Here is a 25,242-nt window from a genome sequence, read left to right on the forward strand (position 1 = left end):
GACAGCGGCCGCGCGCCTGTGGAGCCCGTGGACGGAGATATCCACAGGGCGGGCGGGATGTCGGAGTCGGTCTGTAGCGTCGGAGCATGTCGCAGATGGCGGTGGTCGAAGGCGTCCTCGAGCGGATCACGTACAGCAACGAGGAGAACGGATACACGGTCGCGCGGGTCGACACCGGGCGTGGCGGCGGTGAACTGCTCACCGTCGTCGGCTCGTTGCTCGGGGCGCAGCCGGGCGAGTCGCTGCGGATGGAGGGCCGCTGGGGCTCCCACCCGCAGTACGGACGGCAGTTCACCGTCGAGAACTACACGACCGTGCTGCCCGCGACGATCCAGGGCATCCGCCGCTATCTGGGCTCCGGCCTGATCAAGGGCATCGGCCCGCGCATCGCCGACCGCATCGTGGAGCACTTCGGCACGGACACGCTCGACATCATCGAGCGGGAGCCGAAGCGCCTCGTCGAGGTGCCCGGCCTCGGCCCGAAGCGGACGCGGATGATCGGCGCCGCCTGGGAGGAGCAGAAGGCCATCAAGGAGGTCATGGTCTTCCTCCAGGGCGTCGGCGTGTCCACCTCGATCGCGGTGCGGATCTACAAGAAGTACGGCGACGCGTCGATCTCCGTCGTACGGAACCAGCCGTACCGGCTCGCGGCCGACGTGTGGGGCATCGGGTTCCTCACCGCCGACCGCATCGCCCAGGCCGTGGGCATCCCGCACGACAGCCCCGACCGGGTCAAGGCAGGGCTGCGCCACGCCCTGTCCCAGTCGGCCGACCAGGGGCACTGCTTCCTGCCGGAGGAGCGGCTGATCGCGGACGCGGTGAAGCTGCTCCAGGTCGACACGGGCCTCGTCATCGACAGCCTCGCCGAGCTGGCTGCGGACGAGGAGGAGGGCGGTGTCGTACGGGAGCGGGTGCCCGACCCGGACGGCGAGCCGGTCACGGGCGTGTTCCTGCTGCCGTTCCACCGCGCCGAGGTGTCGCTGGCGGCGCAGCTGAGGCGGCTGATGCGGGCCGAGGAGGACCGCATGGCGGCCTTCCAGGACGTCGCCTGGGACAAGGCGCTGGCGTGGCTCGCGGACCGCACGGGGGCGGAGCTGGCGCCCGAGCAGGAGGCCGCCGTACGGCTCGCGCTCACCCGGAAGGTCGCGGTGCTGACCGGCGGGCCCGGCTGCGGCAAGTCGTTCACGGTGCGGTCGGTGGTGGAGCTGGCCCGCGCCAAGAAGGCGCAGGTGCTGCTGGCCGCGCCGACCGGCAGGGCCGCCAAGCGGCTCGCGGAGCTGACCGGCGCCGAGGCGTCCACGGTGCACCGGCTGCTGGAGCTGAAGCCCGGCGGGGACGCCGCCTACGACCGGGACCGGCCGCTGGACGCGGACCTCGTGGTGGTGGACGAGGCGTCGATGCTGGACGTGCTGCTGGCGAACAAGCTGGTCAAGGCGGTCGCGCCGGGTGCGCACCTGCTGCTGGTGGGCGATGTTGACCAGCTGCCGAGCGTCGGCGCGGGCCAGGTGCTGGGCGATCTGCTGGCCCCGGACAGCCCCGTCCCGTCCGTACGGCTCACCCGGATCTTCCGGCAGGCGCAGAAGTCCGGTGTCGTCACCAACGCCCACCGGATTAACGCCGGGGAGCACCCGCTCACCAGCGGCCTGCCGGACTTCTTCCTGTTCGTCGCGGAGGACACGGAGGAGGCCGGGCGGCTCACCGTGGACGTGGCCGCCCACCGCGTCCCGGCGAAGTTCGGCCTCGACCCGCGCCGCGACGTGCAGGTCCTCGCGCCCATGCACCGCGGTCCGGCCGGCGCGGGCACGCTCAACGGGCTCCTCCAGCAGGCCGTCACCCCGGCCCGCCCCGGAGTGCCGGAGAAGCGGTTCGGCGGCCGGGTCTTCCGCGTCGGCGACAAGGTCACCCAGATCCGCAACAACTACGAGAAGGGCAGGAACGGCGTCTTCAACGGCACGGTGGGCGTGGTCACCGCCCTGGACCTGGACGACCAGCGGATGACGGTGCTGACCGACGAGGACGAGGAGGTCGGTTACGACTTCGACGAGCTGGACGAGCTGGCCCACGCCTACGCGGTGACCATCCACCGCTCGCAGGGCAGCGAGTACCCGGCCGTCGTGATCCCCGTCACCACGAGCGCCTGGACCATGCTCCAGCGGAACCTGCTCTACACGGCCGTCACCCGCGCCCGGAAGCTCGTCGTCCTCGTCGGCTCCCGCAAGGCCATCGGCCAGGCCGTCCGGACCGTATCCGCCGGTCGGCGCTTTACCGCACTCGATCGCCGACTGACAGAAGCACGACCCGTGGGAAACATCACCTAGGACTTTCGGAACCGCCGCGAAGGGGGCAGGATGAGCAGGTTGACGGCACTCAGTGCCGCCGATAGGCCCAATGGACGACCCCGAGTGCACTCCGCTGAGCCAAGTGGGGGATGGTAGAGACAGTCAGGGCACCTCGAAGAAGAGGCACAACGTCGGTGAGGGATGACGTGAGCGACAACTCTGTAGTACTGCGGTACGCGGACGGTGAGTACACCTACCCGGTGGTCGAGAGCACCGTGGGCGACAAGGGCTTCGACATCGGGAAGCTTCGCGCGCAGACGGGTCTGGTGACCCTGGACAGCGGTTACGGCAACACCGCCGCCTATAAATCCGCGATCACCTACCTGGACGGCGAGCAGGGCATCCTGCGCTACCGCGGGTACCCGATCGAGCAGCTCGCCGAGCGCTCCACCTTCCTCGAGGTGGCGTACCTGCTGATCAACGGCGAGCTTCCGAAGGCCGAGGAGCTGGAGGCCTTCACCACCGAGATCACGCAGCACACCCTGCTGCACGAGGACGTCAAGCGGTTCTTCGACGGCTTCCCGCGCGACGCGCACCCGATGGCGATGCTGTCGTCGGTGGTCAGCGCGCTGTCCACGTTCTACCAGGACAGCCACAACCCGTTCGACGAGAAGCAGCGCCACCTGTCCACGATCCGGCTGCTCGCGAAGCTGCCGACGATCGCGGCGTACGCGTACAAGAAGTCGATCGGCCACCCGTTCGTCTACCCGCGCAACGACCTGTCGTACGTCGAGAACTTCCTGCGCATGACCTTCTCCGTGCCGGCGCAGGAGTACGAGCTCGACCCGATCGTCGTGTCGGCGCTCGACAAGCTGCTGATCCTCCACGCGGACCACGAGCAGAACTGCTCCACCTCCACGGTGCGCCTGGTCGGCTCGTCGCAGGCGAACATGTTCGCGTCGATCTCCGCGGGCATCTCCGCCCTGTGGGGCCCCCTGCACGGCGGCGCCAACCAGTCGGTGCTGGAGATGCTGGAGGGCATCCAGGCCAACGGCGGCGACGTGGACTCCTTCATCCGCAAGGTGAAGAACAAGGAGGACGGCGTCCGCCTGATGGGCTTCGGGCACCGCGTCTACAAGAGCTTCGACCCGCGGGCGAAGATCATCAAGGCGGCGGCGCACGATGTCCTCTCGGCGCTCGGCAAGAGCGACGAGCTGCTGGACATCGCCCTGAAGCTGGAGGAGCACGCGCTCGCCGACGACTACTTCGTCTCGCGCAACCTCTACCCGAACGTGGACTTCTACACGGGTCTGATCTACCGCGCCATGGGCTTCCCGACCGAGATGTTCACGGTCCTGTTCGCCCTCGGCCGCCTGCCGGGCTGGATCGCCCAGTGGCACGAGATGATCAAGGAGCCGGGCTCCCGCATCGGCCGCCCGCGCCAGATCTACACGGGCGAGGTCCTGCGCGACTTCGTCCCGGTCGAGGGCCGCTGAACCGCTGACGTCCGCCGGGCCCGCTGACGCCTCCGCGTCCGGGCCCGCTGACGCCTCCGCGTCCGGGCCCGCTGACGCCTCGTCCGCGTCCGTGTCCGGACGTGCGAGAAGCGCCCCGCCGCCGATCCCCCCACGGGTCGACGAGCGGGGCGCTTCCCATATCCCGGTGCGGATTCCCCCCACGGGATCCGGTCCGGGCGTCTGCCGGTATCCAGCAGAGGCTCGCGTATGCGATCTGCCGGGGTACGTACGAACGGGAGGGCCGCTCAAAGCTCCCCGGTGCACGTGCCCCGGCCAACGCTTGCCTGGGACGTCCCCCAAGACATCCCATGAACGTCCCCCAAGACGTTCTTGGCATCGCCCATTTAGACTCGCGAGCCGTCCAAATGGTTACCCCTAAATATCTGTGATCTAGGTCTCTTTGTGAAGGTCTGGTGAGTCACGTGAAGGTGAACTCACGTGAACGTCCGGTCCGGTCCCGCGAGCAGGGCGGGCCGCATCGCGGCTTTTGTCGCGATACGGCCCGTACGGGAGGCGCGGCGGCGCCCGTCGCGCGAGCGGCCGGTGCCCGGGTGGCCCCCGGTGTCCGGGCGGCCGGTGCTCAGGCGGCGGTGCCGACCAGCTCGTAGCCCGCCTCGTCCACGGCGGCGCGGACGGCGTCCTCGTCCAGCGGCGCGCCGGAGGTGACGGTCACCTTGCCGGTGGCGGCCACGGCCTGGACCGAGGTGACGCCCGGAAGCGCGGAGATCTCCTGCGTCACGGCGCCCTCGCAGTGCCCACAGGTCATCCCCTTGACCTCGTACACGGTGGTGACGTCAGTGTTCGTCTCGGCGGTCATGGTGCTGCTCCTCAGAGAACGGGATGGGGCGTGAGCCCCGGCATGACCCCCACTGTATACCCCTACGGGGTATGGATTCCAGCACGCCCGCGGTGCTCCGCCCACTCGGGTGCCAGGATCGCCATGCGGATGGAGTCGATCCACGCGCCCTCATGCAGCAGAGCCTGCCGCTCGACGCCCTCCCGTACGAAGCCGACGCGCTCGTACACGCGGATGGCGCGCGGATTGATCGCGTACACGCCCAGGTGGACGCGGTGCAGGCCGAGCTGCTCGAAGCCGTACGCGAGGAGGAGGCGGATCGCCTCGCTGCCCAGGCCCCGGTCCCGCCCGGCCGGGCCGATCAGGACGCGGAAGGAGCAGCTGCGGTTCGGTTCGTCCCACTCGTTCAGCACGAGCTCCCCGACGAGCCGCCCGGACGCCCGGTCGACCAGCCCGAGGTCGAGCCGGTCGGTCCGGGCGCCGCGCGTCCCGTACCACTCCCGCAGGCGGGCGAGCGTGAACGGCGGCTGCCCGGCGCTGCCGGTGAGCCGCAGCACCTCGGGGTCGTCGAGGATCGCCGCCATGGTCTCGGCGTCGCCCTCGCGGAAGGGGCGCAGGATCACCTTGTCGCCGGTGAGGGTGGGCTTGTGGGAGAAGTCGCTCATCCCCCGATCGAACCCACCCCCCATCCACCCCGCAACGCCTTTTCCCCGCCGTGCCGGTGCGCCTCGCTGCGGGGATGCCTTCCGTCCCCAAGGGCTTCGCCCGGGGGGACCCCCAGGGGCGATGGGGCACTGGTCGAGTGAAGCCGAGACCTCGGGGGAGAGTGGGCGCGGCGGAACACGGGGCCCAGGTCCTGGAGGTCAGCCGCCTCGGCGGTTGCCGGGGCGGTTGGCCACCCAGGTGCGGATCGTGTCCGCGTACCAGTACGGCTTGCCCCCCTCCACATGGTCCGGCGGTGGCATCAGCCCGTGCTTCCGGTACGACCGCACGGTGTCCGGCTGCACCCGGATGTGCGCCGCGATCTCCTTGTACGACCAGAGCCTGTGGTCCGTCATCTCCGATGGCACCTCCCTGGGCGCGCCGCGGCGCGACCGCGGCGCGGACTGGTGATCACCCACCCTGTGCCCAGCCCGCGACTCAGAGTGATCGTACGGGGACATGCTGTTGAACGCCCGTGACCGTACATCAGTCGTTTGGTGACATATGTGACGGCCGTGGAACGGCTGTGACACGTTGGGAGAACACACGCAGCTGCCCTACGGCCGCGGCGCGTGGTGGGATCGGCCCGACGCCGTCAACCGCGAAGGAGTACGCCTGCCATGACGAAGACCGTCCCCCACTGGATCGGCGGCAAGCCCGTCGAGGGCACGTCGGACCGCTGGGGCCCCGTCACCGACCCGGCGACCGGCGAGGTCGTCACCCGTGTCGCGTTCGCCTCCGCCGACGAGGTGGACGCCGCCGTCACCGCCGCCAGGGACGCCTACGCGACCTGGGGCGTCTCGTCGCTGGCGCAGCGCACCGCCGTGCTGTTCCGCTTCCGCGCCCTGCTCGACGCGCACCGCGACGAGATCGCCGCGCTCATCACCGCCGAACACGGCAAGGTCCACTCCGACGCGCTCGGAGAGGTCGCACGCGGCCTGGAGATCGTCGAGCTGGCCTGCGGGATCACCACCCAGCTCAAGGGCGAGCTGTCCACCCAGGTGTCGAACCGGGTCGACGTCGCCTCGATCCGCCAGCCTGTCGGCGTCGTCGCCGGGATCACCCCGTTCAACTTCCCCGCCATGGTGCCGATGTGGATGTTCCCGCTCGCCATCGCCTGCGGGAACACCTTCGTCCTCAAGCCCAGCGAGAAGGACCCCTCCCCGTCGGTCCGCCTCGCCGAGCTGCTCGCCGAAGCGGGCCTACCGGACGGGGTGTTCAACGTCGTCCAGGGCGACAGGGACGCCGTCGAGGGGCTGCTCGCCCACCCCGGCGTGGACGCCGTGTCGTTCGTCGGCTCGACGCCCGTCGCCCGGTACGTCCACACGACCGCGACCGCCCACGGCAAACGCGTCCAGGCGCTCGGCGGGGCCAAGAACCACATGCTGGTCCTGCCCGACGCCGACCTGGACGCGGCGGCCGACGCGGCCGTCTCCGCGGCGTACGGCTCCGCGGGCGAGCGCTGCATGGCGGTTTCCGCCGTCGTCGCGGTCGGCGCGACCGGTGACGCGCTCGTCGAGAAGATCCGCGAACGCGCCGAGAAGATCAAGGTCGGTCCCGGCGCCGACCCGGCGTCCGAGATGGGCCCGCTCATCACCGCCGAGCACCGTGACCGGGTCGCCTCCTACGTCACCGGCGCCGCCGAAGACGGCTGCGAGGTCGTCCTCGACGGCATCGGACTCACCGTCGAGGGCTACGAGAACGGCCACTGGATGGGCCTGTCGCTGCTCGACAAGGTGCCCACCACCGCCCGCGCCTACCGGGACGAGATCTTCGGGCCCGTCCTGTGCGTGCTGCGGGCGGAGACGTACGAGGAGGGCGTCGCCCTCGTCAACGCCTCGCCGTACGGCAACGGCAGCGCGATCTTCACTCGCGACGGCGGCGCCGCACGCCGCTTCCAGCTGGAGGTCGAGGCGGGCATGGTCGGCGTGAACGTCCCGATCCCCGTGCCCGTCGGCTACCACTCCTTCGGCGGCTGGAAGGACTCCCTCTTCGGCGACCACCACGTCTACGGCACCGACGGCATCCGCTTCTACACGCGCGGCAAGGTCGTCACCACCCGCTGGCCCGACCCCTCCGAGACCCCCGTCGGCATCGACCTCGGCTTCCCCCGCAACCACTGAGCCGCGAACGGCCGCGCCACAGCCACCAGGCCGGAGGCCACCAGCGCCGTAGCCGCGCCGCGCCCGGAGAGTCCGTTTGTCCGGGTGCGGTCCGGTTGCGCACCGCGCGTCTACCGCGCCTGCGGTACGCGGACGGCCGCGCCTACGCCGGAAGGAGGCGGGCGAGTTCCGACCGGGGGCAGCGGGGCGGCGCGGCCGGGCCGTTTAGGGTCGGTGCATGCGGACCCGACTTTCCCGGCGGTGGGCTGCGCTCACCGTGGCCGGTGTGCTCCTCGGCGGCGCCGGCACGTTCACCGCCGTCGCCTCCGAGGGCGAGGCCGCCGTGCACCACGAGGACACCGTGCTCACCATGCCGGGCGCGAAGATCGACACGTCGTTCTTCACGTCCGGCCCGGGCCGCCGCCCCGCCGTGCTGCTCGGGCACGGCTTCGGCGGCAGCAAGGACGACGTGCGCGCCCAGGCGGAACGGCTCGCCCGTGACGGGTACGCCGTACTGACGTGGACCGCGCGCGGGTTCGGCCGCTCCGGCGGTCAGATCGGCCTCAACGACCCGCGCCACGAGGTGAAGGACGTCCAGCGGCTGATCGACTGGCTGGCGAAGCGCCCCGAGGTGCGGCTCGACAAGGCCGGCGACCCGCGCGTCGGGGTGACCGGCGCCTCGTACGGCGGGGCGGTCTCGCTGCTCGCCGCCGGGCACGACCCGCGCGTGGACGCCATCGCCCCGCAGATCACGTACTGGAACCTCGCCGACGCCCTGTTCCCGGACGGGGTGTTCAAGAAGCTGTGGGCCGGGATCTTCTTCACCACCGGCTCCGGCGGCCCCACCGCCCCGCAGGAACCCGCCACGCCCCAGGACCCGGGCGCCCCGCAGGAGCCCAGCGCCCCGCAGGGCCCCGGCGCCGCCCGGGAGGCGGGCGGCGCCACCGGCCGCACCGCCCCGACCGCGCCCCTGACGGCCACCGCCTGCGGCCGCTTCCAGCCCGAGCTGTGCGCCATGTACGAGCGGATCGCCGTCACCGGCGAACCCGACGCGGCCGCCCGCGCCCTGCTGGAGGCGCGCAGCCCGTCCGCCGTGGCGCACCGCATCAAGGTGCCCACCCTCATCACGCAGGGCCAGTCCGACTCCCTGTTCCCGCTCGGCCACGCCGACACGATGGCCGACGCGATCGCCCGCAACGGCGCGCCCGTCGCCGTGGACTGGATCGCGGGCGGCCACGACGGCGGCGCGTCCGAGGCCGACCGCGTCCACGCGCGGATCGGCGCCTGGTTCGACCGGTACCTGAAGGGAGACACGGGCGCCGACACGGGCCCCGCCTTCCGGGTCAGCCGCACCGGTGGCGTGGACTCCACCGACGGCCGGGCCACCCTGCGCGGCGCCACCGCCGACCGCTACCCCGGCCTGCGCGACGGGGTGCGCGCCCTGGCGCTCGCCGGACCCGCGCAGACCTTCCGCAACCCCGCCGGGGCCACCCCGCCCGGCATCTCGGCCGTCCCCGGCGTCGGCGGCGGCCTGTCCCAGCTGTCCACGCTCGGCGTCGGCGTCTCCCTCGACTTCCCCGGCCAGCACGCCCGCTTCGAGACCCGCCCCCTCGACGCGCCGCTGCGGATCACCGGCACGCCGACCGTCCGGGTCACCGTCACCTCCGACAGCGGCGAGGCCGTGCTGTTCGGCAAGGTCTACGACGTCGGCCCGGACGGGCGCCGACAGGTCCTCCCCGCCCAGCTCGTCGCGCCCGTACGGATCGACGGCGCCAAGGAGGGGAAGACGGTCGAGCTGACCCTGCCCGCGATCGACCACGAGGTGGAGGCCGGACACCGGCTGCGCGTCGTCCTCGCCGCCACCGACCTCGGCTACGCGTCGCCGGTCGCCCCCGCCGCGTACACCGTGTCGCTCGCCGGGGACGGGCTCTCCGTGCCGACCGCGCCCGCCGTGCGCACCCAGGCCGCCGGGCTGCCCTGGTGGGTGTGGGGCCTGCCCGCCGGGGGCGCGCTCGTCGCGGCGGCGCTGCTGCTGACGGCCCGCCGCAGGACGGCCGCGCCCGCCCCGGACCCGGAGCTCGCCGACGTACCGCTCGTCATCAGCGGCCTGACGAAGCGGTACGCCCGCTCGTCCGACGCGTACGCCGTGCGCGACCTGTCGTTCCGTGTCGAGAAGGGCCAGGTCCTCGGACTGCTCGGGCCCAACGGCGCGGGCAAGACCACCACGCTGCGCATGCTCATGGGCCTGATCACGCCCGACGACGGCGAGATCCGGGTGTTCGGGCACGCCGTGCGGCCCGGCGCGCCGGTCCTGTCCCGCGTCGGCGCGTTCGTGGAGGGCGCCGGGTTCCTGCCGCACCTGTCGGGGCGGGAGAACCTGGAGCTGTACTGGAGGGCCACCGGCCGCCCCGCCGAGGACGCCCACATCGACGAGGCGCTGGAGATCGCCGGGCTCGGCACGGCCCTCGCCCGCGCCGTGCGCACGTACTCGCAGGGCATGCGGCAGCGACTCGCCATCGCCCAGGCCATGCTCGGCCTGCCGGACCTGCTGATCCTCGACGAGCCGACGAACGGCCTCGACCCGCCGCAGATCCGCGAGATGCGGGACGTGATGATCCGCTACGCGGCCGGTGGCCGGACCGTCATCGTCTCCAGCCACCTCCTCGCGGAGGTCGAACAGTCCTGCACCCACCTGGTGGTCATGGACCGGGGCCGCCTCGTGCAGGCCGGGCCCGTCGCCGAGATCACCGGCAACGGCGACACGCTGCTCGTCACCACCGACGGGGAGGTGCCGGAGCCGCTCGTGGAGAAGACCGCCGCGCTGCCCGGCGTTGCCTCCGCGACCCGCGTGGAAGCGGGGCTGCTCGTACGGCTCGACGGGACCGGCACACCCGCCGGACTCGTCGCCGGACTCGTACGGCTCGATGTGCCCGTGACCGGTGTGGGCCCGCACCGCCGCCTGGAGGACGCGTTCCTCACCCTGATCGGAGGAGGAGGCGCCGCATGACCGCGCTGCTCGACTCGGCACCCGGCTACCGCGCCGGGCACACCCTGCCCCTGCGCGTCGAGGCGGTGCGGCAGCTCAAGCGGCGCCGCACGGCCGTGATGGGCGCGGTCCTCGCCGCCCTGCCTTTCGTCCTGATCGTCGCGTTCGCCATCGGAGGGGACCGGGACGACGGGCCGGACAACCGGATCACGCTCATGGACACGGCGACCGCGTCCGCCGGGAACTTCGCCGCGACCTGCATGTTCGTCTCGGCCGGATTCCTGCTGGTCATCCCCGTGGCGCTGTTCTGCGGGGACACCGTCGCCTCCGAGGCGGGCTGGTCGTCGCTGCGCTATCTGCTCGCCGCGCCCGTGCCGCGCGCCCGGCTGCTGTGGTCGAAGCTCGTCGTGGCGCTCGGCTTCAGCGCCGCCGCGATGGTGCTGCTGCCGCTCGTCGCGCTGGCCGCCGGGACCGTCGCGTACGGGTGGGGGCCGCTGCGGCTGCCGACCGGCGGGGCGCTCACCGCGGCCGACAGCCTGGGGCGCCTGGGCATCGCCGTCGCGTTCGTCTTCGTGTCGCAACTGGTCACGGCGGGCCTGGCGTTCTGGCTGTCCACCCGTACCGACGCGCCGCTGGGCGCGGTGGGCGGCGCGGTCGGCCTGACCATCGTCGGGAACGTCCTGGACGCCGTCACCGCGCTCGGCGACTGGCGCGATTTCCTGCCCGCGCACTGGCAGTACGCCTGGGTGGACGCGCTCCAGCCGCAGCTGGAGTGGGGCGGCATGCTCAAGGGCACGGCCGTGTCCGTGGCGTACGCGCTGGTCCTGTTCGCCCTGGCCTTCCGCCACTTCGCGCGCAAGGACATCGTCTCGTAGGCACCGCCCACGCCGCACGCCTCCGCCGTGGTCCTGCCCCGGCTGCCACGCCGCCCGGCCGTCGGCCGCGGCGCCCTTCGTGGAGGGGCACCAGGGCTCACGGTCTCAGCCAGCCGCGTCGTGCCGCCTCCGCCCCTGCGCGGAAGCGGCTCGTCGTGCCCAGGGCCGCGAGCAGTTCGCCGACGCGTCTGCTGTACGTGCGCGCCGATATGCCCAGCCGGGCCGCGGCCGTCTCGTCGGTCAGCCCCGCCAGCAGCGCGTCCAGGACCGGGCGCAGCCGGGGCGGCAGCGCGGCGCCCTGCTGCCGGGCGTCCCCGACGTCCTCGCCCGTCTCCCACCAGGCGTGGTGCGCCCGCACCAGAGCCTGGACGACCACCGGGTCCCGGATCAGCAGCAGCCCGTTGTGCAGCAGCTCCAGGTCGAGCGGGACCGCCGCGACCGACCGGTCCACCACGATCAGCTTGAACGGGATCGTGTCCGTCAGCCGTGCCCGGCCCGGCAGTCGCGCCACCCCGCCGGGGTCGACGGCCGTCAGCCGGGCCAGCGCGTGGCGCGGTATCACCTGCCGGACCGTGCGCACCCTCTCGGCGGCCGTCCGTACACACGCCCCCGCCAGCTCGCAGAACGGCTCCGGGACCGGCCGCCGCAGCCCCACGGCGGGATCGTCGAAGGTCAGCACCTCCCGGCGGGCCGACTCCGTCAACGCGGCCAGCGCCGCGCACACCTGGCGCGCACCGGTCACCGGCTGACCCGCGGGACGCACCACCGGCGGCGGCACCTGCGGGGGCGCCGCCCGCGCGGGGGCGCCCTCGCGGCTCTCCCGCGCCGCGACCAGCCCCACGACCGGTCCCCGGATCTCCGCCACGGCCGACCACCCCCGTCATCCCCGGCATCCCCACGGAACGCACGTACGCCACTCCATGTACTCATGTGACTGCATACGGTGACAAGGGGGGTTTGGTGGGATGGCGAGTCCCAGCCAAGCGCCTCGCGGCGCGGACGGGGACGGCCACGCTGGTCGGTTCACCCCCGCGCACCCCCCGCACGGCGACGCGCCCGCCGCCCGGGTGACGGCCCCACCGGTTCGCAGTACGCCGGATGGCGCCGCGGGCGGCGGCGTGTCCGGATGGGGGCAGAAGGCCGGCGGAGAACGCCGCGCCGACGAGGACACGACTCGACGACCGACTCACACGAACGGATGACGACATCGCCATGCGTACGCACCTCTGGGCCGCGACGGCCCTCACCTGCCTCACCCTCTCCGGCATAGCCGCGGCCCCGGCGCTCGCCGCCGAGGCACCCCCCACCGACTACGCGTTCCTGCGCGCCTCCCACCAGGGCAACCTGACCGAGATCGCCGCGGGCAAGGACGCCCAGAAGAACGCCACGACCGAGTGCGTGAAGCACGTCGGCGGCGTCCTCGTGCGCGACCACACCAAGCTCGACGCCGCGACGCGCGCCCTCGCCGACAAGCTCGGCGTGGACCTGCCCATGGCACCGTCCCCCGAACAGCAGCGCACCCTCGCCTCCGTGATGGCCAAGGCCGGTACCGGCGCGTACGACGCGGCCTGGCTCAAGGCCCAGGACGCCGCGCACACCAAGACCCTCGGCATGATCGACCACCAGATCGCCAAGGGGAAGGACGCCGAGGTCACGGCCGCCGCGAAGGCCGCCCGCCCGGTCGTCGCCCACCACCTGTCCATGGTGCGCGGCGGCACCTGCCACCACGGGAAGACGGCGCCCGCCCCGCACGCCGTCCACGCGGGCAACGGCGGTCAGGTCGCCCTCGCCGACGAGGGCGTGCCCGCGTTCGTCGCCGTGCCCGCCATGGCGATCGGCGGGGTGCTCGTCGCGGGCGGCGCCTTCTGGGCGGCGGGGCGGATTCGCCGCAACGACGTCCGCTGACGCGCATGGGCGGCCCTCTCCGGCTGACCTCCGAGCCCGGCCCGAGCCGCCTCCCGGCCTGGGCCGGGCTCGCGGGCGCCGCCTCGGCGGCACTGGCGCTGTTCCTCCCGGCCGCCGCGCCGACCGCCCCGCCCGACGCGGGCGCGGTGCCCACGGGCAGCGCCCCGGCGGTCCCGGCCGTCGCGGCGGCCCACTCCCCGCCGGTCACCCTGGCCGTGCCGGGCCATGTGGAGCGCCTGCCCATCGACCCGGTGGCGCAGGACGCGCACGGCGCGCTGGACCTGCCCAAGTCCCCGTCGCGGCTGGGCTGGTGGGCGCTCGGCGCACGGCCGGGCGCGGCGGCGGGCACGCTGCTGCTGGCCGGCCACCTGGACTCGGCGGAGGAGGGACCGGGTCCGTTCGAGGCGCTGCACACGCTGCCGATGGGCGCGCTGGCGCAGGTGGCCGCGGCGGACGGCACCCGGCACACGTACCGGATCGTGGCGCGGCGCACGTACCGCGCGGGCACGCTGCCCGGCGACCTGTTCTCTGCGGAGGGCCGCCCCCGGCTGGTGCTGGTGACGTGCGCGGGGGCGTTCGACGCGGAGCGTCGGGCGTACGCGGAGAACCTGGTCCTGTACGGCGTACCGGCCTGAAGGGCTGCCAGGGCGGGGTCGTGCCCCGCCCGGGAAGGCGTCCGGGCTAAGAAGGGACGGCCCCGCCGAGGCGTCCGGGCAAAGGGGACGGGCCCGGGGAGGAACGATCCTCCCCGGGCCCGTCCCGGTGTCACACGGCCCTGGCTCAGCCGAAGGCGCGGCCGAACTGCCCACCCGAGGCGGGGATGCCGTTGGTGCCCGGCTTGTACGTGGTCACCGCGCCGGTGGCGCCGAGGCGGCCACTGGTGGCGTTGCCCCACGGCAGGGCGTACGCGGCGCCGTGGGGGGCGGTGTTGGTGGCACCGACGTACAGCCGCGTCGCCGATGCGCCCAGGTACGTGCCGATGGCGTGGCCGGACGTCGGGGTGCCCGGCAGGCCGGAGGCGTTGCCGGCCTCGATCCACGCGTCGTGCGCGCCGACCGAGCCGAGCGGGTAGAACGTCTGGACCGCGCCCGCGCCGGTGACGGAGCCGACGGCCTCGCCGGGGATGCCGACCGCGAGGACCAGCGTCGAGGTGGAGCCCACGGCGCGCGGCGAGGTGTTGGCCAGGACGACCTTGGCGCCGAACCTGTCACCCGTCTCGGCGGCACCCGAGACGTCGGTGACCTCCTGCTGGATGTTGGCGGCCTGGGTGACCGTGCCGGAGGCGGTCACCCGGAGGGTCTGTACGGCGCCCGCGTCGGCCTTGTTGGCCGTGCCGACCGTCAGGTCCTCGCCGGGCGAACCGATCGCGATGATCGAGTCCGTCGCGGTGGCCGCGCCCGACGGGCGGTACGCGACGGCGGCGACGGACGCGCCGAACTGGTCTCCCGGCTCGGCGCCGCCGCTGACCACGTCGGAGTCCTGGTCGAAGCCGAGGACCGGCGTCAGGACCTTGTCGGTGTTGACGGTGTGCGTGAGGATCTGCACACCGCCCGCGCCCTTCTCGGTGCCGATGGCCTCGCCCGGGGAGCCGATCACCAGGTGGTTCTCGGAGGCCGCGACGGCGGAGCCGAACCGGTCAGCCGCCTCCGGGGCGCCCGCGTAGCCGGGCTTGTCCTGGTGGGCGACGACGTTGACGCCGCCGCGCACGTAGAGGGCGCTGCCCGCGTCGGCGACGGTGCCGAGGTCCTCGCCGGGGATGCCCATGAGCAGGTACGGCTCGCCCGCGGCGGTGTGGCCGGCGGCGACGGCGTGGCCGAAGCGGTCGCCCGCCTCGGAGGCCGAGCCCTTGATGACCGGGATGTCGCCGAGGCCCTGGACGTAGTCCGCGGCGGCCTGGCCGGTGCCGATGCCGCCCTTGGCGCCGTACAGGATCTGCACCGAGCCCGCGTCGGCGTGCGTGGTGGAGCCGACGGTGATGTCCTCGGCGGGCACGCCGACGACGAGGTCGGTGCAGCCGTCCTCGTTGTGGTCGAAGGTGGCGAGGGTCTCGCCGTACCAGTCGCTCGCCTCGGCACCGCCGGGCACGTACGCCTGGTCCTGGTTCAGCTCGACGGTGCCCTTGCCGCCGCCGTACACGACGCGGACGACACCGGCGTTGGTGTCGCCGCCGACGGTGGCCTTGGGGTCGCCGATGGCGACGTCCTCGGCGCCGTCGCAGTTGAAGTCGGTGAAGCGCGGGGCGACGAGCTTGGCGTCGATCCAGGCGCGCAGGTCGTCGACGCGGGTGTCGACGGCGGCGGTGCTGGTGACGGCCGTGTCGATGCCGAAGCAGCCGCCCTGTGCGGAGCGGCTGTGCAAGGCGACCAGCTGCGGCTGCCCGTTGACGACGCGCAGCGCGGGCCCGCCGGTGTCACCCTTGCAGACGGCCACGCCGTCCTTGCCGGTGACGCTGATGTCGCTCGCGTTGACCGCGTCCACGGTGAAGGTGCCGCTGTGCAGCTTGAGCGGTGCCCACTCGGTCTTCGTACGGCCGTAACCGGCGACCTTCAGCTCCTCGCCGACGGCTGCCGGGGTGGTGCCGAGGGCCACGGGCGTGACGGTGGTGACGGGGCGGCTCAGGCGGACGAGCGCCGCGTCACGGGACGGGTGGGCGACGACCTCCACCACGTTGCGGACCACACCGGCGGTGGTGGTGAGGTCCGTACGGCCGATGGTGGCGGTCGTCCTCAGCTTCGGGGCGCCCGCGGGGACGGCGAGGCTCACGGCCGGGTCGTCGGCGAAGCAGCTGGCCGCGGTGAGGACCCACTCCCGGTCCACGAGGGCGCCGGAGCAGGCGCGCTCGCCGTTGCCGATGTCGAGCCGCGCGGTGAACGCGAGGGAGCCCTCCGCCTCGGCGGTGCCGGTGACGGCGGTGGCGGGGGCGGAGAGGGGCGCCGCTATCAGGGCCGCGGTAAGCGCGGCCAGCCCGGCGGAACGGGCGAGATGTGCACGTTGCATTACCGTTTCCTTGGATGGGGGTGAGGCGCCGACGGGCCGGGCAGGGCGCGTCGGACCCCGGGCGGTGGCCTTACCGGCTGGTGATGATCTCCAGCAGCATGTGGTCGCGGCCCTCGGGGTCCGCGCTCTCGCCGACCGGCGTCCAGGTGTTCTTCGGGACCTCGAACGACTTCTCCGTGTTCTCCACGGTCATCGTGACGTCCGTGTTGTAGTCGTTGCCCTTGACTCCGTACACGGCCGGGATCTCCAGGCTCAGGTAGCCCTCGTTGCCGGTGGCACGGAAGCAGATCCTCTGCTTGCTGCGCGACCACACCTCCAGGAGGGTCGGGTCGCCGCAGGTGGCGAGGACGATGTGGCCGTCGCCGCGCTTCAGCGTGATGCCCTGCTCGGCGAGGATCTTGTCGGCCTGCGGGTAGTTGAAGTCCTCCACCGCGTAGCCGGGGGCCTCGTCGGCGACCGGGGTGACGGACGGGGCGGCGCCGGTGGCACCGGCGGTGGTGACGGCGAGCGCGGCGGCACCGGCGACGGCACCCGCGACGAGCAGACGGGAGGTGAACCTCATCGGGAGTCTCGTTTCCTGTTCAGTGAGATGAGAAAGACGCGTGGGACCCATGCGCGGACGTGCCGGACGAACGGCACGAGCGCGGCGCCGCGGGGCGACGCGCCGCACGGGAGGGCACTGCGGATCTGTCACTGATCGTCCGTCAACTCCCCCCGTCGCGACGGCCGAGCCCGGTTCCCCAGGTCGGATCGGCTTGATCATAGTTACCAACCCTCAGGACAGGCACAAGAGTTCGGGACGGGTGGGGAGCGTGGGATCCGTGGGGCGTCCGGGCCCGCACCGGCGGTCGCGCCGTGCCGGGCGCGGCGGCGGAGGGGACGAGGGGACCGGTACGCGCAGGCCGCGCCGAGCCTGATCCCGGGCGGGGCGTACGGGGTGCTCGGGGCGCACCTGGAGTCCTCGGGTGCGCCGCCGTACCGCTGGGGCGCGCCCCTGAACGCGCCGGGGTGCGCCCCCGAATCGGCGGGGGTACGCCCCTGCACTCCGGCGGGGTGCGTCCCTGCATCCCGTCGGGGTACGTCCCCGAGCGCGCCCCCGGGGGTGCCCCGGCCTGACGCGTTCCGGAGGCGGAGCGCCCGGAAAGGCGTCAGGATCGCCCCGTAGGGGACCGCGGGCCGAGCCGACACGAGGAGGGCACCCATGGCGGGTGGTACCGGACAGCACGCCGACACGGACACGGTGGACGTGGTGGTCATCGGCATGGGCGTGGGCGGCGAGCACGTCGCCGGGCGCCTGGCCGAGGCCGGGCTCGACGTCCTGGGCGTGGAGGCCGAGCTGGTCGGCGGCGAGTGCCCGTACTGGGCGTGCGTACCCAGCAAGATGATGATCCGCGCGGGCAACCTCCTCGCCGAGGCACGCCGCGTCCCCGGCATGGCCGGCCGTACGGAGGTCACCGCGGACTTCGCGCCCGTCGCCGCACGCATCCGCGACGAGGCCACCGACGACTGGGACGACAAGGCCGCCGTGGACCGCTTCACCGGCAAGGGCGGCCGGTTCCTGCGCGGCCGGGCACGCCTCACCGGCCCCCGGCGCGTCGAGGTCGACGGGCGCGCGTTCACCGCCCGGCGCGGCATCGTCCTCGCCAGCGGCAGCCGCCCGCAGATCCCGCCGGTGCCGGGCCTCGCCGACGTGCCGTACTGGACGAACCGCGACGCGGTCTCCGCGAAGGAGGCCCCGCCCTCGCTGCTCGTCCTCGGCGGCGGGCCCATCGGCGCCGAACTGGCCCAGGCGTACGCCCGGTTCGGCACAGCCGTCACCGTCGTGGAGGCGGCCGAGCGGCTGCTGCCCTCGGAGGAGCCCGAGGCGGCCGCGCTCGTCGAGGACGTGTTCCGCCGGGAGGGCATCGACGTACGGGCGGGGTCGCGGGCCGTGGGCGTACGGCACGAGGCGGGGACGTTCCGCCTCACCCTGGACGGCGGCGAGGAACTGACCGCCCGGCACCTTCTGGTGGCGACGGGCCGCCGTGCCGCGCTGTCCGGCCTGGGCGTCGAGCACATCGGCCTCGACCCCGACGCCAAGGCCCTCGACGTGGACGGGCGGATGCGCGCGGCGGACGGGGTGTGGGCGGTCGGCGACGTCACCGGGCACGGCGCGTTCACCCATGTGGCCATGTACCAGGGGGAGCTGGCCGCCCGCGACATCCTGGGCGAGCCGGGCCCGGACGCCGACTACCGGGCGCTGCCCCGCGTCACGTTCACCGACCCGGAGGTCGGCGCGGTCGGGCTCACCGAGCACGCCGCCCGCGAGCGCGGCGTCAGGGTGCGCACGGGGCTGGCCCAGGTTCCGTCGTCCACGCGCGGCTGGATCCACAAGGCGGGCAACGACGGGCTGGTCAAACTGGTCGCGGACGCCGACCGGGACGTCCTCGTCGGCGCCACGTCCGCCGGGCCCATGGGCGGCGAGGTGCTGTACGGCCTGGCCGTCGCCGTCCACGCCGAGGTACCGCTGGCGCGGTTGCGGCACATGATGTACGCGTACCCGACCTTCCACCGGACGGTCGAGCAGGCCCTCCAGGACCTCGGCTGACCCTCGCGCCCGCCGGGCCCGGGGCGTGGCGGGCCCGCCGGGCGCGAGGTCGCAGGCTCGTCAGGTCCGGCCGCCCGCCGGGCCCGCCGCCCGCGCATGCCCGCCAGACCCGGAGGCGTACCGCGCCGCTCAGCAGTGCTCGCCGAAGGCCGCCCGCCGCTGCTTCTCCAGCCGTCCGCGGAACAGCGCCGCCACCGGCCGCGCGGGCACCCCGGCGCGCTCGTCCGGCCCGGCCACCGACGCCAGCCACGCGGGCATGAACGTCAGCGTCCAGCCCGGCGCCGTCCTGCGCATGTGCGCCGAGAAACCCTTCCACACCGCCGCGTCCAGCACCGGCGCGAGGCGGCCCGACAGCTCCCGCTCCTCGTCGGCGGCGTGCCGGGACAGCTGGTCGCGCACGCCCTCGGTGAGGCCGGCCAGCCCGGCCGCCGCGCCCGCGCCCGCGTCCGAGCTCGCACCCGCGTCGGTACCGAGCCGTGTGCTCGCCGCGTGCCAGTCGTGCAGCAGCTTCGCCAGCTCCGCGTGCTCGGTGGTCATGAGCGTGAGCGCCTCCTCGTCGGCGCCCAGCCGCCGCAGCCGCGGCCACAGGAACTCGTCCTCGCCCTCGTGGTGGTGCTCGATCACCTGGAACAGCCTGTCCACGTACCCGCGCAGCGCCGCGGCCCGCCCGGGGTCGGGGGAGTGGGCGAGCTGTTCGGCGGAGCGGGCGACCCGCCCCAGGTCGCGCACCATCGCCCGGTGGGCGAGCAGCATCGTGCGATGCGCGGGAAGGAGCGGAGCGACGGACCGGGTCATCGGTACTCCTCGGCAGGATCACGACCACGACGGGCAACCTGACACCGATCATCCCGCACGCCCCGCCGGTCACGCGGCCCCCGGAACACCAGAGCCTCGTAGGGCCCCGTCGCGCCGGGCACGACGCGAAGCGGCCGCCGCACCCCGTGGGGCACGGCGACCGCCGGTCTCAGCCGCGTGGACCTTCGGTCACTCGACGATCTTCAGCAGCTTGTTCGCCGTGCCCGTGCTCGGGTTGGTGATCTTGTCGGGCGTCGCACCGTCGACCAGGGCCTTGGCGACGTCGTCCGGCGTGGCGTCCTTGTGGCCTGAGAGGTAGACCGCGGCGGCGCCGACGACGTGCGGGGTCGCCATCGACGTACCGGATATGGTCTTGGTGCCCTCGTCGCCGTCGTTCCAGGCCGAGGTGATGTCGGAGCCGGGTGCGTAGATGTCCACGACCTCACCGAAGTTGGAGAACTCCGACTGGCCGTCCTCCTTGGTGGAGGAGGCGACCGTGATGGCCTCCTTCACGCGCGCGGGGGAGACCTGGCCCGCGTCGCTGGACTCGTTGCCCGCCGCGACCCCGAAGGTGATGCCGGCCGCGATGGCCTTGCGCACGGCCTCGTCGATGGCCTCGTCGGCGCCGCCGCCGAGGCTCATGTTGGCGACGGACGGGCCCTGGTGGTTCTTGGTGACCCAGTCGATTCCGGCGACGACCTGCTCGGTGGTGCCCGAGCCGTTGTCGTCGAGCACCCGGACGCCGACGATCTTCGCCTTCTTGGCGACACCGTGCGCCGCGCCCGCGATGGTGCCCGCGACGTGCGTGCCGTGGCCGTTGCCGTCGTCGGCGGACTCGTCGTTGTCCACGGCGTCGAAGCCGTGGGTGGCGCGGCCCTCGAAGTCCTTGTGGGAGACGCGCACACCGGTGTCGATGACGTACGCCGTCACACCCTCACCGGCGGTGTCCGGGTACGTGTACTTGTTGTCGCCGGCCGTGTCGGCCTGGTCGGTCCGGTCCAGACCCCAGGACGGCGGGTCGTCCTGCGTGGCGCTGATCTTGAACTTCTTGTTCTGCACGACCTTGGCGACGGCCGGGTCGGCGGCCAGTCGCTTGGCCTCCGTCTCCGAGAGGCCGTTGGCGGAGAAGCCGTTGATGGCGGAGTTGTAGTCGCGCTGCAGCTTGCCGCCGTACTCCTTGGCCAGGCCCTTCTTGTCGGCCTTCTCGTCCAGGATGACGATGTAGCTCCCGGCGACGGCCGTCTCGGCGTTCGCGCCGTAGATCTTGCCCTCAGCCGGAGCGGCGGCCCCGGCGAAGGGCGTGCCGAGCAGCGTGACACCCGCTGCGGCGGCGACGGCGGTGATGGCGGCGGTGAGCTTGGTCCTGCTCGAGCGCTTGTGAGTTGCCATGAAGAGGGGACTCCTCGTCAGCTTCTGTGGGGGGTTGGCCCCGTGGACGGAAGAACTCCCGGGGCTGGCTCGAAACCCTGGCCGATTGACGCGCGCAGATCAAGAGGGCGATGCACCTGTGAGTTACACAACAAGCTTGAGGAATACGGAATCGGCCGCGCCGTGACGCCTCTTCAGGACGCGGTGTGTTCCCGCCGGTAACAGCAATAAGTCCTGTTCAGCGGTGCGCACGGGCTCTCCGTCGAGGATGCTCCATACAGTCCACGCCACCCTCAGGCGCCATGAGTTGACCTGAAGGCGCCGCCATATGCGAAGCGGATGCAAAGGGGATGTGCAAACACTCCACACCAACGCCCCATGGGCGAACCATGGATATGGGCATTCGTACACCCGCCCCACACAAACCCACACAAGCGGCCACACCCTCCGCCGCGCGGGAACTGCTCCAGCAGCAGGCGCGACAGCAGGAACCGCGTCGAGTGGCCCGGCTCGACGGTCAGCGACCGGACGCGGTGGCTGCGGGACGGCAACTGGGCGGCGCGGCGAGCCAGGCGACGGGCAGCGGCTCCGCGCCGACCATCGGGACATCGTGGCCCGCCACCCGTATGGCGGAGACGTACTCGTCGATCACCTCGTCCGCCTCCGAGCCCTCCCACGAGGAAGGAGACCCCCGGGATCAGTGCGTACCGCGCGAAGCGGGTGTGGTCGAGCCGGACAGCCATGCGGTGGATGGACCACCCGCCACTGACGGGCGCGCGTCGGGCGCCGGCGGGAAGGGGCGGGCGCTGCTCGCGCGAACCGGTCCGGGCGCCCCCGGGTCGACCCGTCGAGTCGTCAGGTACCGGTGACCGCCGCACTGGCGTCCGCACGGCGGACGAGTCGTACAACAGCATGGATCGCCGTGCCGAGCTGCTCGCTGCGAAATGGTCCGGTCTAAGCGAGCGCCCGGCACTTCGGGCACTGCTTCGTCCAGAGGAAGGGGATCGTACGAGGACGCCTGCTGCGGCATGGCCCCCCGATCGTGAACTTCGGCGTGCCCCATCCATCCCCGGATGACCCGCCAGGCGCCCCATGGCCACGGTCTTCGGTCCGTTCACCGCGCGCCCACGGCGGGATTCACTCGTACCGCAGGCGCAGCGACTCGCGCTCGGCTTCCTCGACCTGGTCCATGGTCAGGCCCGGCAGGTCCAGTTGGGTCAGCGTCACCTCGGCGCTCGTCGGCTGGGCGTCAGCGGGCAGCCACCGTTCCGGCTGCCAGGCGTTGGCGCGCATCAGCGACTTCGGGCAGTGCGGATAGACCTGCTCGGCATGCACCACGATCGCCGTGACCGGCGGTTTGCCGACGGGCGTGAGCCGGGCGAGCAGCTCCGGGCGGGCGGAGGCGCACGCGCCGCCGTTGACGCGCAGTGTGGTCGGGCGGCCGGGGACGAGGAAGAGCAGGCCGACGCGTCCGGTCTCCAGCACGTTGTGCAGGGTGTCGAGCCGCTTGTTGCCGGTCGCGTCCGGGATCACCAAGGTCCGCTCGTCGAGCACCGATACGAATCCGGCCGGGCCGCCACGCGGCGTCACGTCCGCCGGGCCTTCGGCGTCCGCGCTGCCGATGAACACCAGCGGGGAGCAGCCGATCAGCGCCCGGGTCTCCTCCGTCAGGCGGTCGGTCCCCTTGCGGAGCGCATGCGGGTTCGGCTGCGGGTAGAGCTCCCGCACCTGTTCCGGGCTGGTGAGGGCGTCCGCCCGGCAAGATTCGAAGAACAAGCCGTCGGTCCCCCTGTCGGGGTCATGCGCATGACCCTAGACGACCGGGGCAGCGCACCTCGGCCCCGCTGCCAGGCCGAGTCCGCGCCCGCCGATCCGCAGGCCGCCCATGAGGTGGACACCCCCGCCCGCCCGGCCGGGCGCGGCGAGCCGAGGCGCTCCGCGTACCCGCGTCACGCGCACCGGAGGGGGTCGCCCGGGGCGAGCAGAGGCCCGGGCGTCACCGGTGCGCCGGGCCTTCCCCCTGCGGGGCGGCGCGAGTCGGCCGCTCGGCGGCAGTGTCACCGGGGTGTGGCCCAGACGGAGCCCGTAGTCCTTCTCGACGGCGGTGAGCTCGCCGCCGGTCCCCGCCTCCGGTCCGGCCGGAAACCGCCCCTGACCAGTCGAAAGGCCCGCCTGGCGCCGGCTGGCCCTGCGGCCCGGAAACTTCGACACGGCCACCCGCCAGAACGCGGTGACAGCCGGACAGCCCCGGAGTCCGCCCTTGTCCACCCAGATGGCGCCCGCGGCCTCGTCGTGGCGGTCGACACGGGCTCTGACCAGCGAAAAGCCCTCCCCGAGGGGAGGGCGGAGACTGGCGCCCCCGGCAGGACTCGAACCTGCGGCCAAGTGCTTAGAAGGCACCTGCTCTATCCACTGAGCTACGGGGGCCGGTGGTGTGTGGCCTGGTGGCCGCTGGAGCCCCGGAGGGTGGTCCGTGACCTTGCCGGGGTCAAGGATAGGGCTCCGGTCACCTTGGCCCGGTCGCTTCACCTGCGTGGCACGATGTGGAGGTTCGGTGAAGCGAACCCGATAATCGCAGGCAGGTGCGATTCCCGCAGCGCTTTTCGCGCCTCACGGCTCGGGTGTTGTGCACTCGTTATGCCTGCGCCCCACTCATCCCCTCTGTCCCCGTGTGCGACCGGCGCGCAGAGAGGCCCATACGCTTCAAAAAGATGCTGAAATTGGGCATTCTTCACATGTGGTGACCTTGGACGTACGGCCTCAGCTTCTCGACGCACTCTCCGCCCTGCGCGACCGTGTCGCCGCTGTGCGTCTCCCACTGCCCATTCCGGGGGCTCCCCGGGCGCGGCAGACGCGGGCGGAGCTGCTGGCCCAGCTCGACGACTACCTGGTCCCCCGACTGCGCGACCCCGAAGCCCCGCTCCTCGCCGTCGTCGGCGGATCGACCGGCGCGGGCAAGTCCACCCTCGTCAACTCCCTTGTAGGGCGCCCCGTCAGCGAAGCAGGCGTCCTGCGGCCCACCACCCGCGTCCCCGTCCTCGTCTGCCACCCGGACGACGAGCACTGGTTCTCCGGCACCCGCGTCCTGCCCCGCTTCACCCGCGTCTGGGGCGCCCCCGGCGAGGACGGCGACGACGAGCCGGAAGGCCGCGCCCTGCGCCTGGAGACCGCCGAAACGCTCCCCCGCGGCGTCGCCCTCCTCGACGCGCCCGACATCGACTCCCTCCTCGTCGGCAGCCGCGAACTGGCCGCCGAGCTCATCTGCGCCGCCGACATCTGGGTGATGGTCACCACCGCGTCCCGCTACGCCGACGCCGTCCCCTGGCACCTCCTCCGCACGGCCAAGGAGTACGACGCCACGCTCGTCACCGTCCTCGACCGCGTCCCGCACCAGGTGATCGGCGAGGTCTCCCGCCAGTACGAGGCGCTCCTCGTCCGCGCCGGCCTCGGTGCCGTACCCCGCTTCACCATCCCCGAGCTGCCCGAGTCCGCGGGCGGCGGCAGCGGCCTGCTGCCCGACACCGCCGTCGCCTCCCTCCGCGCCTGGCTCGCCCACCGCGCCCAGGACCCCGCGGCCCGGCAGCAGACCGCCGGCCGCACCGCCAACGGCGTCATCGACTCACTGCGCGTCCGCATGCCCGAGCTCGCCGGAGCCGTCGCCGCCCAGTGCGCCGCCGCCCTGCGGCTCACCGGAGCCGTCGAGGCCGCGTACGAGGCGGAGGGCGAGCGGGTGCGGCACGAACTGCTGCGCGGCGCCGTCCTCTCCGGCGACGCCCGCGCCCGCTGGCGCGCCCACCCCCACGACAGCACCTCCGCCGAACTGCTCGACGCCATCGCCGAGTCCTTCGGCGCCCTCCTCCACTGCGCCGTCGCCGCCGCCGACGAGCGGCTGCGGGAGGCGTGGCGCCACGAACCCGCCGCAGGGGCGCTCGGCCCCGCCCCCGTCGGGCGCGACCGGGAGGCGTGCGAGCGGGTCGGCATGGCGGTACGCCGCTGGCGCCGCGTCCTGGAGGAGTTGGCCGAGGACGAGGTACGGCGTACCGAACGCACCCCCGTACCCGACGCCGACACCGTCGCCGCACTGCTCGCCGCCACCCTCCTGGGCGGTCGCCGCGCGCGCGGGGCGGGGGAGCAGCTCGCCGAGCTGATCGGCGCCCAGGGCACCCTGCGCCTGCGCGACAAGGGCGCCGAACTGATCGACACGTACATCGACCGCGTCCTCAAGGAGGAACGCGACCGGCGCCTGGCGCCCATCGACGCGCTGGGCGTCACCCCGGAGCCGCAAGCCGAGCTCATCGCCGCACTGTCCGTACTGCAGAAGGAGAGGTGACGG

The 25,242-nt window shown here is 73.2% G+C and carries 19 protein-coding genes and 1 tRNA gene; 9 read left to right on the plus strand and 11 right to left on the minus strand.

The annotated features are described in order from the left end of the window. Positions 1-86: 86 nt before the first annotated feature. A complete protein-coding gene (gene recD2, locus J116_RS18830) occupies positions 87-2,318 on the plus strand; it encodes an SF1B family DNA helicase RecD2 (protein ID WP_023588623.1) in 2,232 nt (743 codons plus the stop codon). 167 nt (positions 2,319-2,485) lie between these two features. Further along, positions 2,486-3,775 (plus strand): citrate synthase, encoded by a 1,290-nt coding sequence (locus J116_RS18835; protein ID WP_023588624.1) that lies wholly within the window; start codon positions 2,486-2,488, stop codon positions 3,773-3,775. Positions 3,776-4,376: 601 nt separating this feature from the next. Here the strand turns inward: J116_RS18835 and J116_RS18840 are convergent. From J116_RS18840 to J116_RS18850, 3 genes are all read right to left on the minus strand, one after another. After that, entirely contained in the window at positions 4,377-4,613 is a 237-nt protein-coding gene (locus J116_RS18840; protein WP_023588625.1) for a heavy-metal-associated domain-containing protein, read from the minus strand. 62 nt (positions 4,614-4,675) lie between these two features. Then, the gene (locus J116_RS18845; RefSeq protein ID WP_023588626.1) at positions 4,676-5,257 is read right to left on the minus strand and encodes a GNAT family N-acetyltransferase; all 582 of its coding nucleotides are present in this window, start codon (positions 5,255-5,257) and stop codon (positions 4,676-4,678) included. A gap of 198 nt (positions 5,258-5,455) precedes the next feature. Next, the gene (locus J116_RS18850; protein ID WP_023588627.1) at positions 5,456-5,650 is read right to left on the minus strand and encodes a helix-turn-helix transcriptional regulator; all 195 of its coding nucleotides are present in this window, start codon (positions 5,648-5,650) and stop codon (positions 5,456-5,458) included. Positions 5,651-5,914: 264 nt separating this feature from the next. On the opposite strand from J116_RS18850, the gene J116_RS18855 reads away from it, so the two are divergent. The 3 genes from J116_RS18855 (at position 5,915) to J116_RS18865 (ending at position 11,257) form a co-directional block, all read left to right on the plus strand. After that, positions 5,915-7,417, plus strand: a complete 1,503-nt coding sequence (locus J116_RS18855) for a CoA-acylating methylmalonate-semialdehyde dehydrogenase (protein ID WP_023588628.1) — start codon at positions 5,915-5,917, stop codon at positions 7,415-7,417. 217 nt (positions 7,418-7,634) lie between these two features. Next, complete coding sequence (locus tag J116_RS18860; protein WP_028964247.1) at positions 7,635-10,403, plus strand: alpha/beta fold hydrolase; 2,769 nt, start codon at positions 7,635-7,637, stop codon at positions 10,401-10,403. After that, a complete protein-coding gene (locus J116_RS18865) occupies positions 10,400-11,257 on the plus strand; it encodes an ABC transporter permease (RefSeq protein ID WP_023588630.1) in 858 nt (285 codons plus the stop codon). The genes J116_RS18860 and J116_RS18865 overlap by 4 nt, the downstream gene beginning before the upstream one ends. A 97-nt stretch (positions 11,258-11,354) precedes the next feature. Here J116_RS18865 and J116_RS18870 read toward each other — a convergent pair whose 3' ends face one another. Further along, entirely contained in the window at positions 11,355-12,122 is a 768-nt protein-coding gene (locus J116_RS18870; protein WP_023588631.1) for a helix-turn-helix domain-containing protein, read from the minus strand. Between the two features lie 347 nt (positions 12,123-12,469). Between J116_RS18870 and J116_RS18875 the strand changes: the two genes are divergently transcribed. Further along, positions 12,470-13,162, plus strand: a complete 693-nt coding sequence (locus J116_RS18875; RefSeq protein ID WP_023588632.1) for a DUF4142 domain-containing protein — start codon at positions 12,470-12,472, stop codon at positions 13,160-13,162. A 5-nt stretch (positions 13,163-13,167) separates the two neighbouring features. Then, positions 13,168-13,797, plus strand: coding sequence for a class F sortase (locus tag J116_RS18880; protein ID WP_023588633.1), 630 nt, complete (start codon positions 13,168-13,170; stop codon positions 13,795-13,797). A gap of 145 nt (positions 13,798-13,942) precedes the next feature. Here the strand turns inward: J116_RS18880 and J116_RS18885 are convergent, their stop codons facing one another. Then, on the minus strand, positions 13,943-16,159 hold the full coding sequence (locus J116_RS18885) for a S1 family peptidase (RefSeq protein WP_037946797.1): 2,217 nt from the start codon (positions 16,157-16,159) through the stop codon (positions 13,943-13,945). A gap of 70 nt (positions 16,160-16,229) precedes the next feature. Next, positions 16,230-16,721 (minus strand): hypothetical protein, encoded by a 492-nt coding sequence (locus tag J116_RS18890; protein ID WP_023588634.1) that lies wholly within the window; start codon positions 16,719-16,721, stop codon positions 16,230-16,232. A gap of 639 nt (positions 16,722-17,360) precedes the next feature. On the opposite strand from J116_RS18890, the gene J116_RS18895 reads away from it, so the two are divergent. Beyond that, positions 17,361-18,746: a dihydrolipoyl dehydrogenase family protein gene (locus tag J116_RS18895; protein ID WP_023588635.1), complete on the plus strand. Its 1,386-nt coding sequence runs from the start codon at positions 17,361-17,363 to the stop codon at positions 18,744-18,746. A 129-nt stretch (positions 18,747-18,875) separates the two neighbouring features. Here the strand turns inward: J116_RS18895 and J116_RS18900 are convergent, their stop codons facing one another. From J116_RS18900 to J116_RS18915, 5 genes are all read right to left on the minus strand, one after another. Then, complete coding sequence (locus tag J116_RS18900) at positions 18,876-19,541, minus strand: hemerythrin domain-containing protein (protein ID WP_023588636.1); 666 nt, start codon at positions 19,539-19,541, stop codon at positions 18,876-18,878. Between the two features lie 189 nt (positions 19,542-19,730). Further along, positions 19,731-20,930 (minus strand): S8 family peptidase, encoded by a 1,200-nt coding sequence (locus J116_RS18905; protein WP_023588637.1) that lies wholly within the window; start codon positions 20,928-20,930, stop codon positions 19,731-19,733. A gap of 496 nt (positions 20,931-21,426) precedes the next feature. Then, positions 21,427-21,561, minus strand: coding sequence for a hypothetical protein (locus tag J116_RS31270; RefSeq protein ID WP_023588638.1), 135 nt, complete (start codon positions 21,559-21,561; stop codon positions 21,427-21,429). A 485-nt stretch (positions 21,562-22,046) separates the two neighbouring features. Then, a complete protein-coding gene (locus tag J116_RS18910) occupies positions 22,047-22,685 on the minus strand; it encodes an MSMEG_1061 family FMN-dependent PPOX-type flavoprotein (protein ID WP_028964251.1) in 639 nt (212 codons plus the stop codon). Positions 22,686-23,260: 575 nt separating this feature from the next. Then, a tRNA-Arg gene (locus tag J116_RS18915) sits at positions 23,261-23,336 on the minus strand. A gap of 319 nt (positions 23,337-23,655) precedes the next feature. On the opposite strand from J116_RS18915, the gene J116_RS18920 reads away from it, so the two are divergent. Next, positions 23,656-25,239: a dynamin family protein gene (locus tag J116_RS18920; protein WP_028964252.1), complete on the plus strand. Its 1,584-nt coding sequence runs from the start codon at positions 23,656-23,658 to the stop codon at positions 25,237-25,239. Positions 25,240-25,242: the final 3 nt, after the last annotated feature.

The organism is Streptomyces thermolilacinus SPC6 (genome assembly GCF_000478605.2).
Lineage (GTDB): Bacteria > Actinomycetota > Actinomycetes > Streptomycetales > Streptomycetaceae > Streptomyces > Streptomyces thermolilacinus.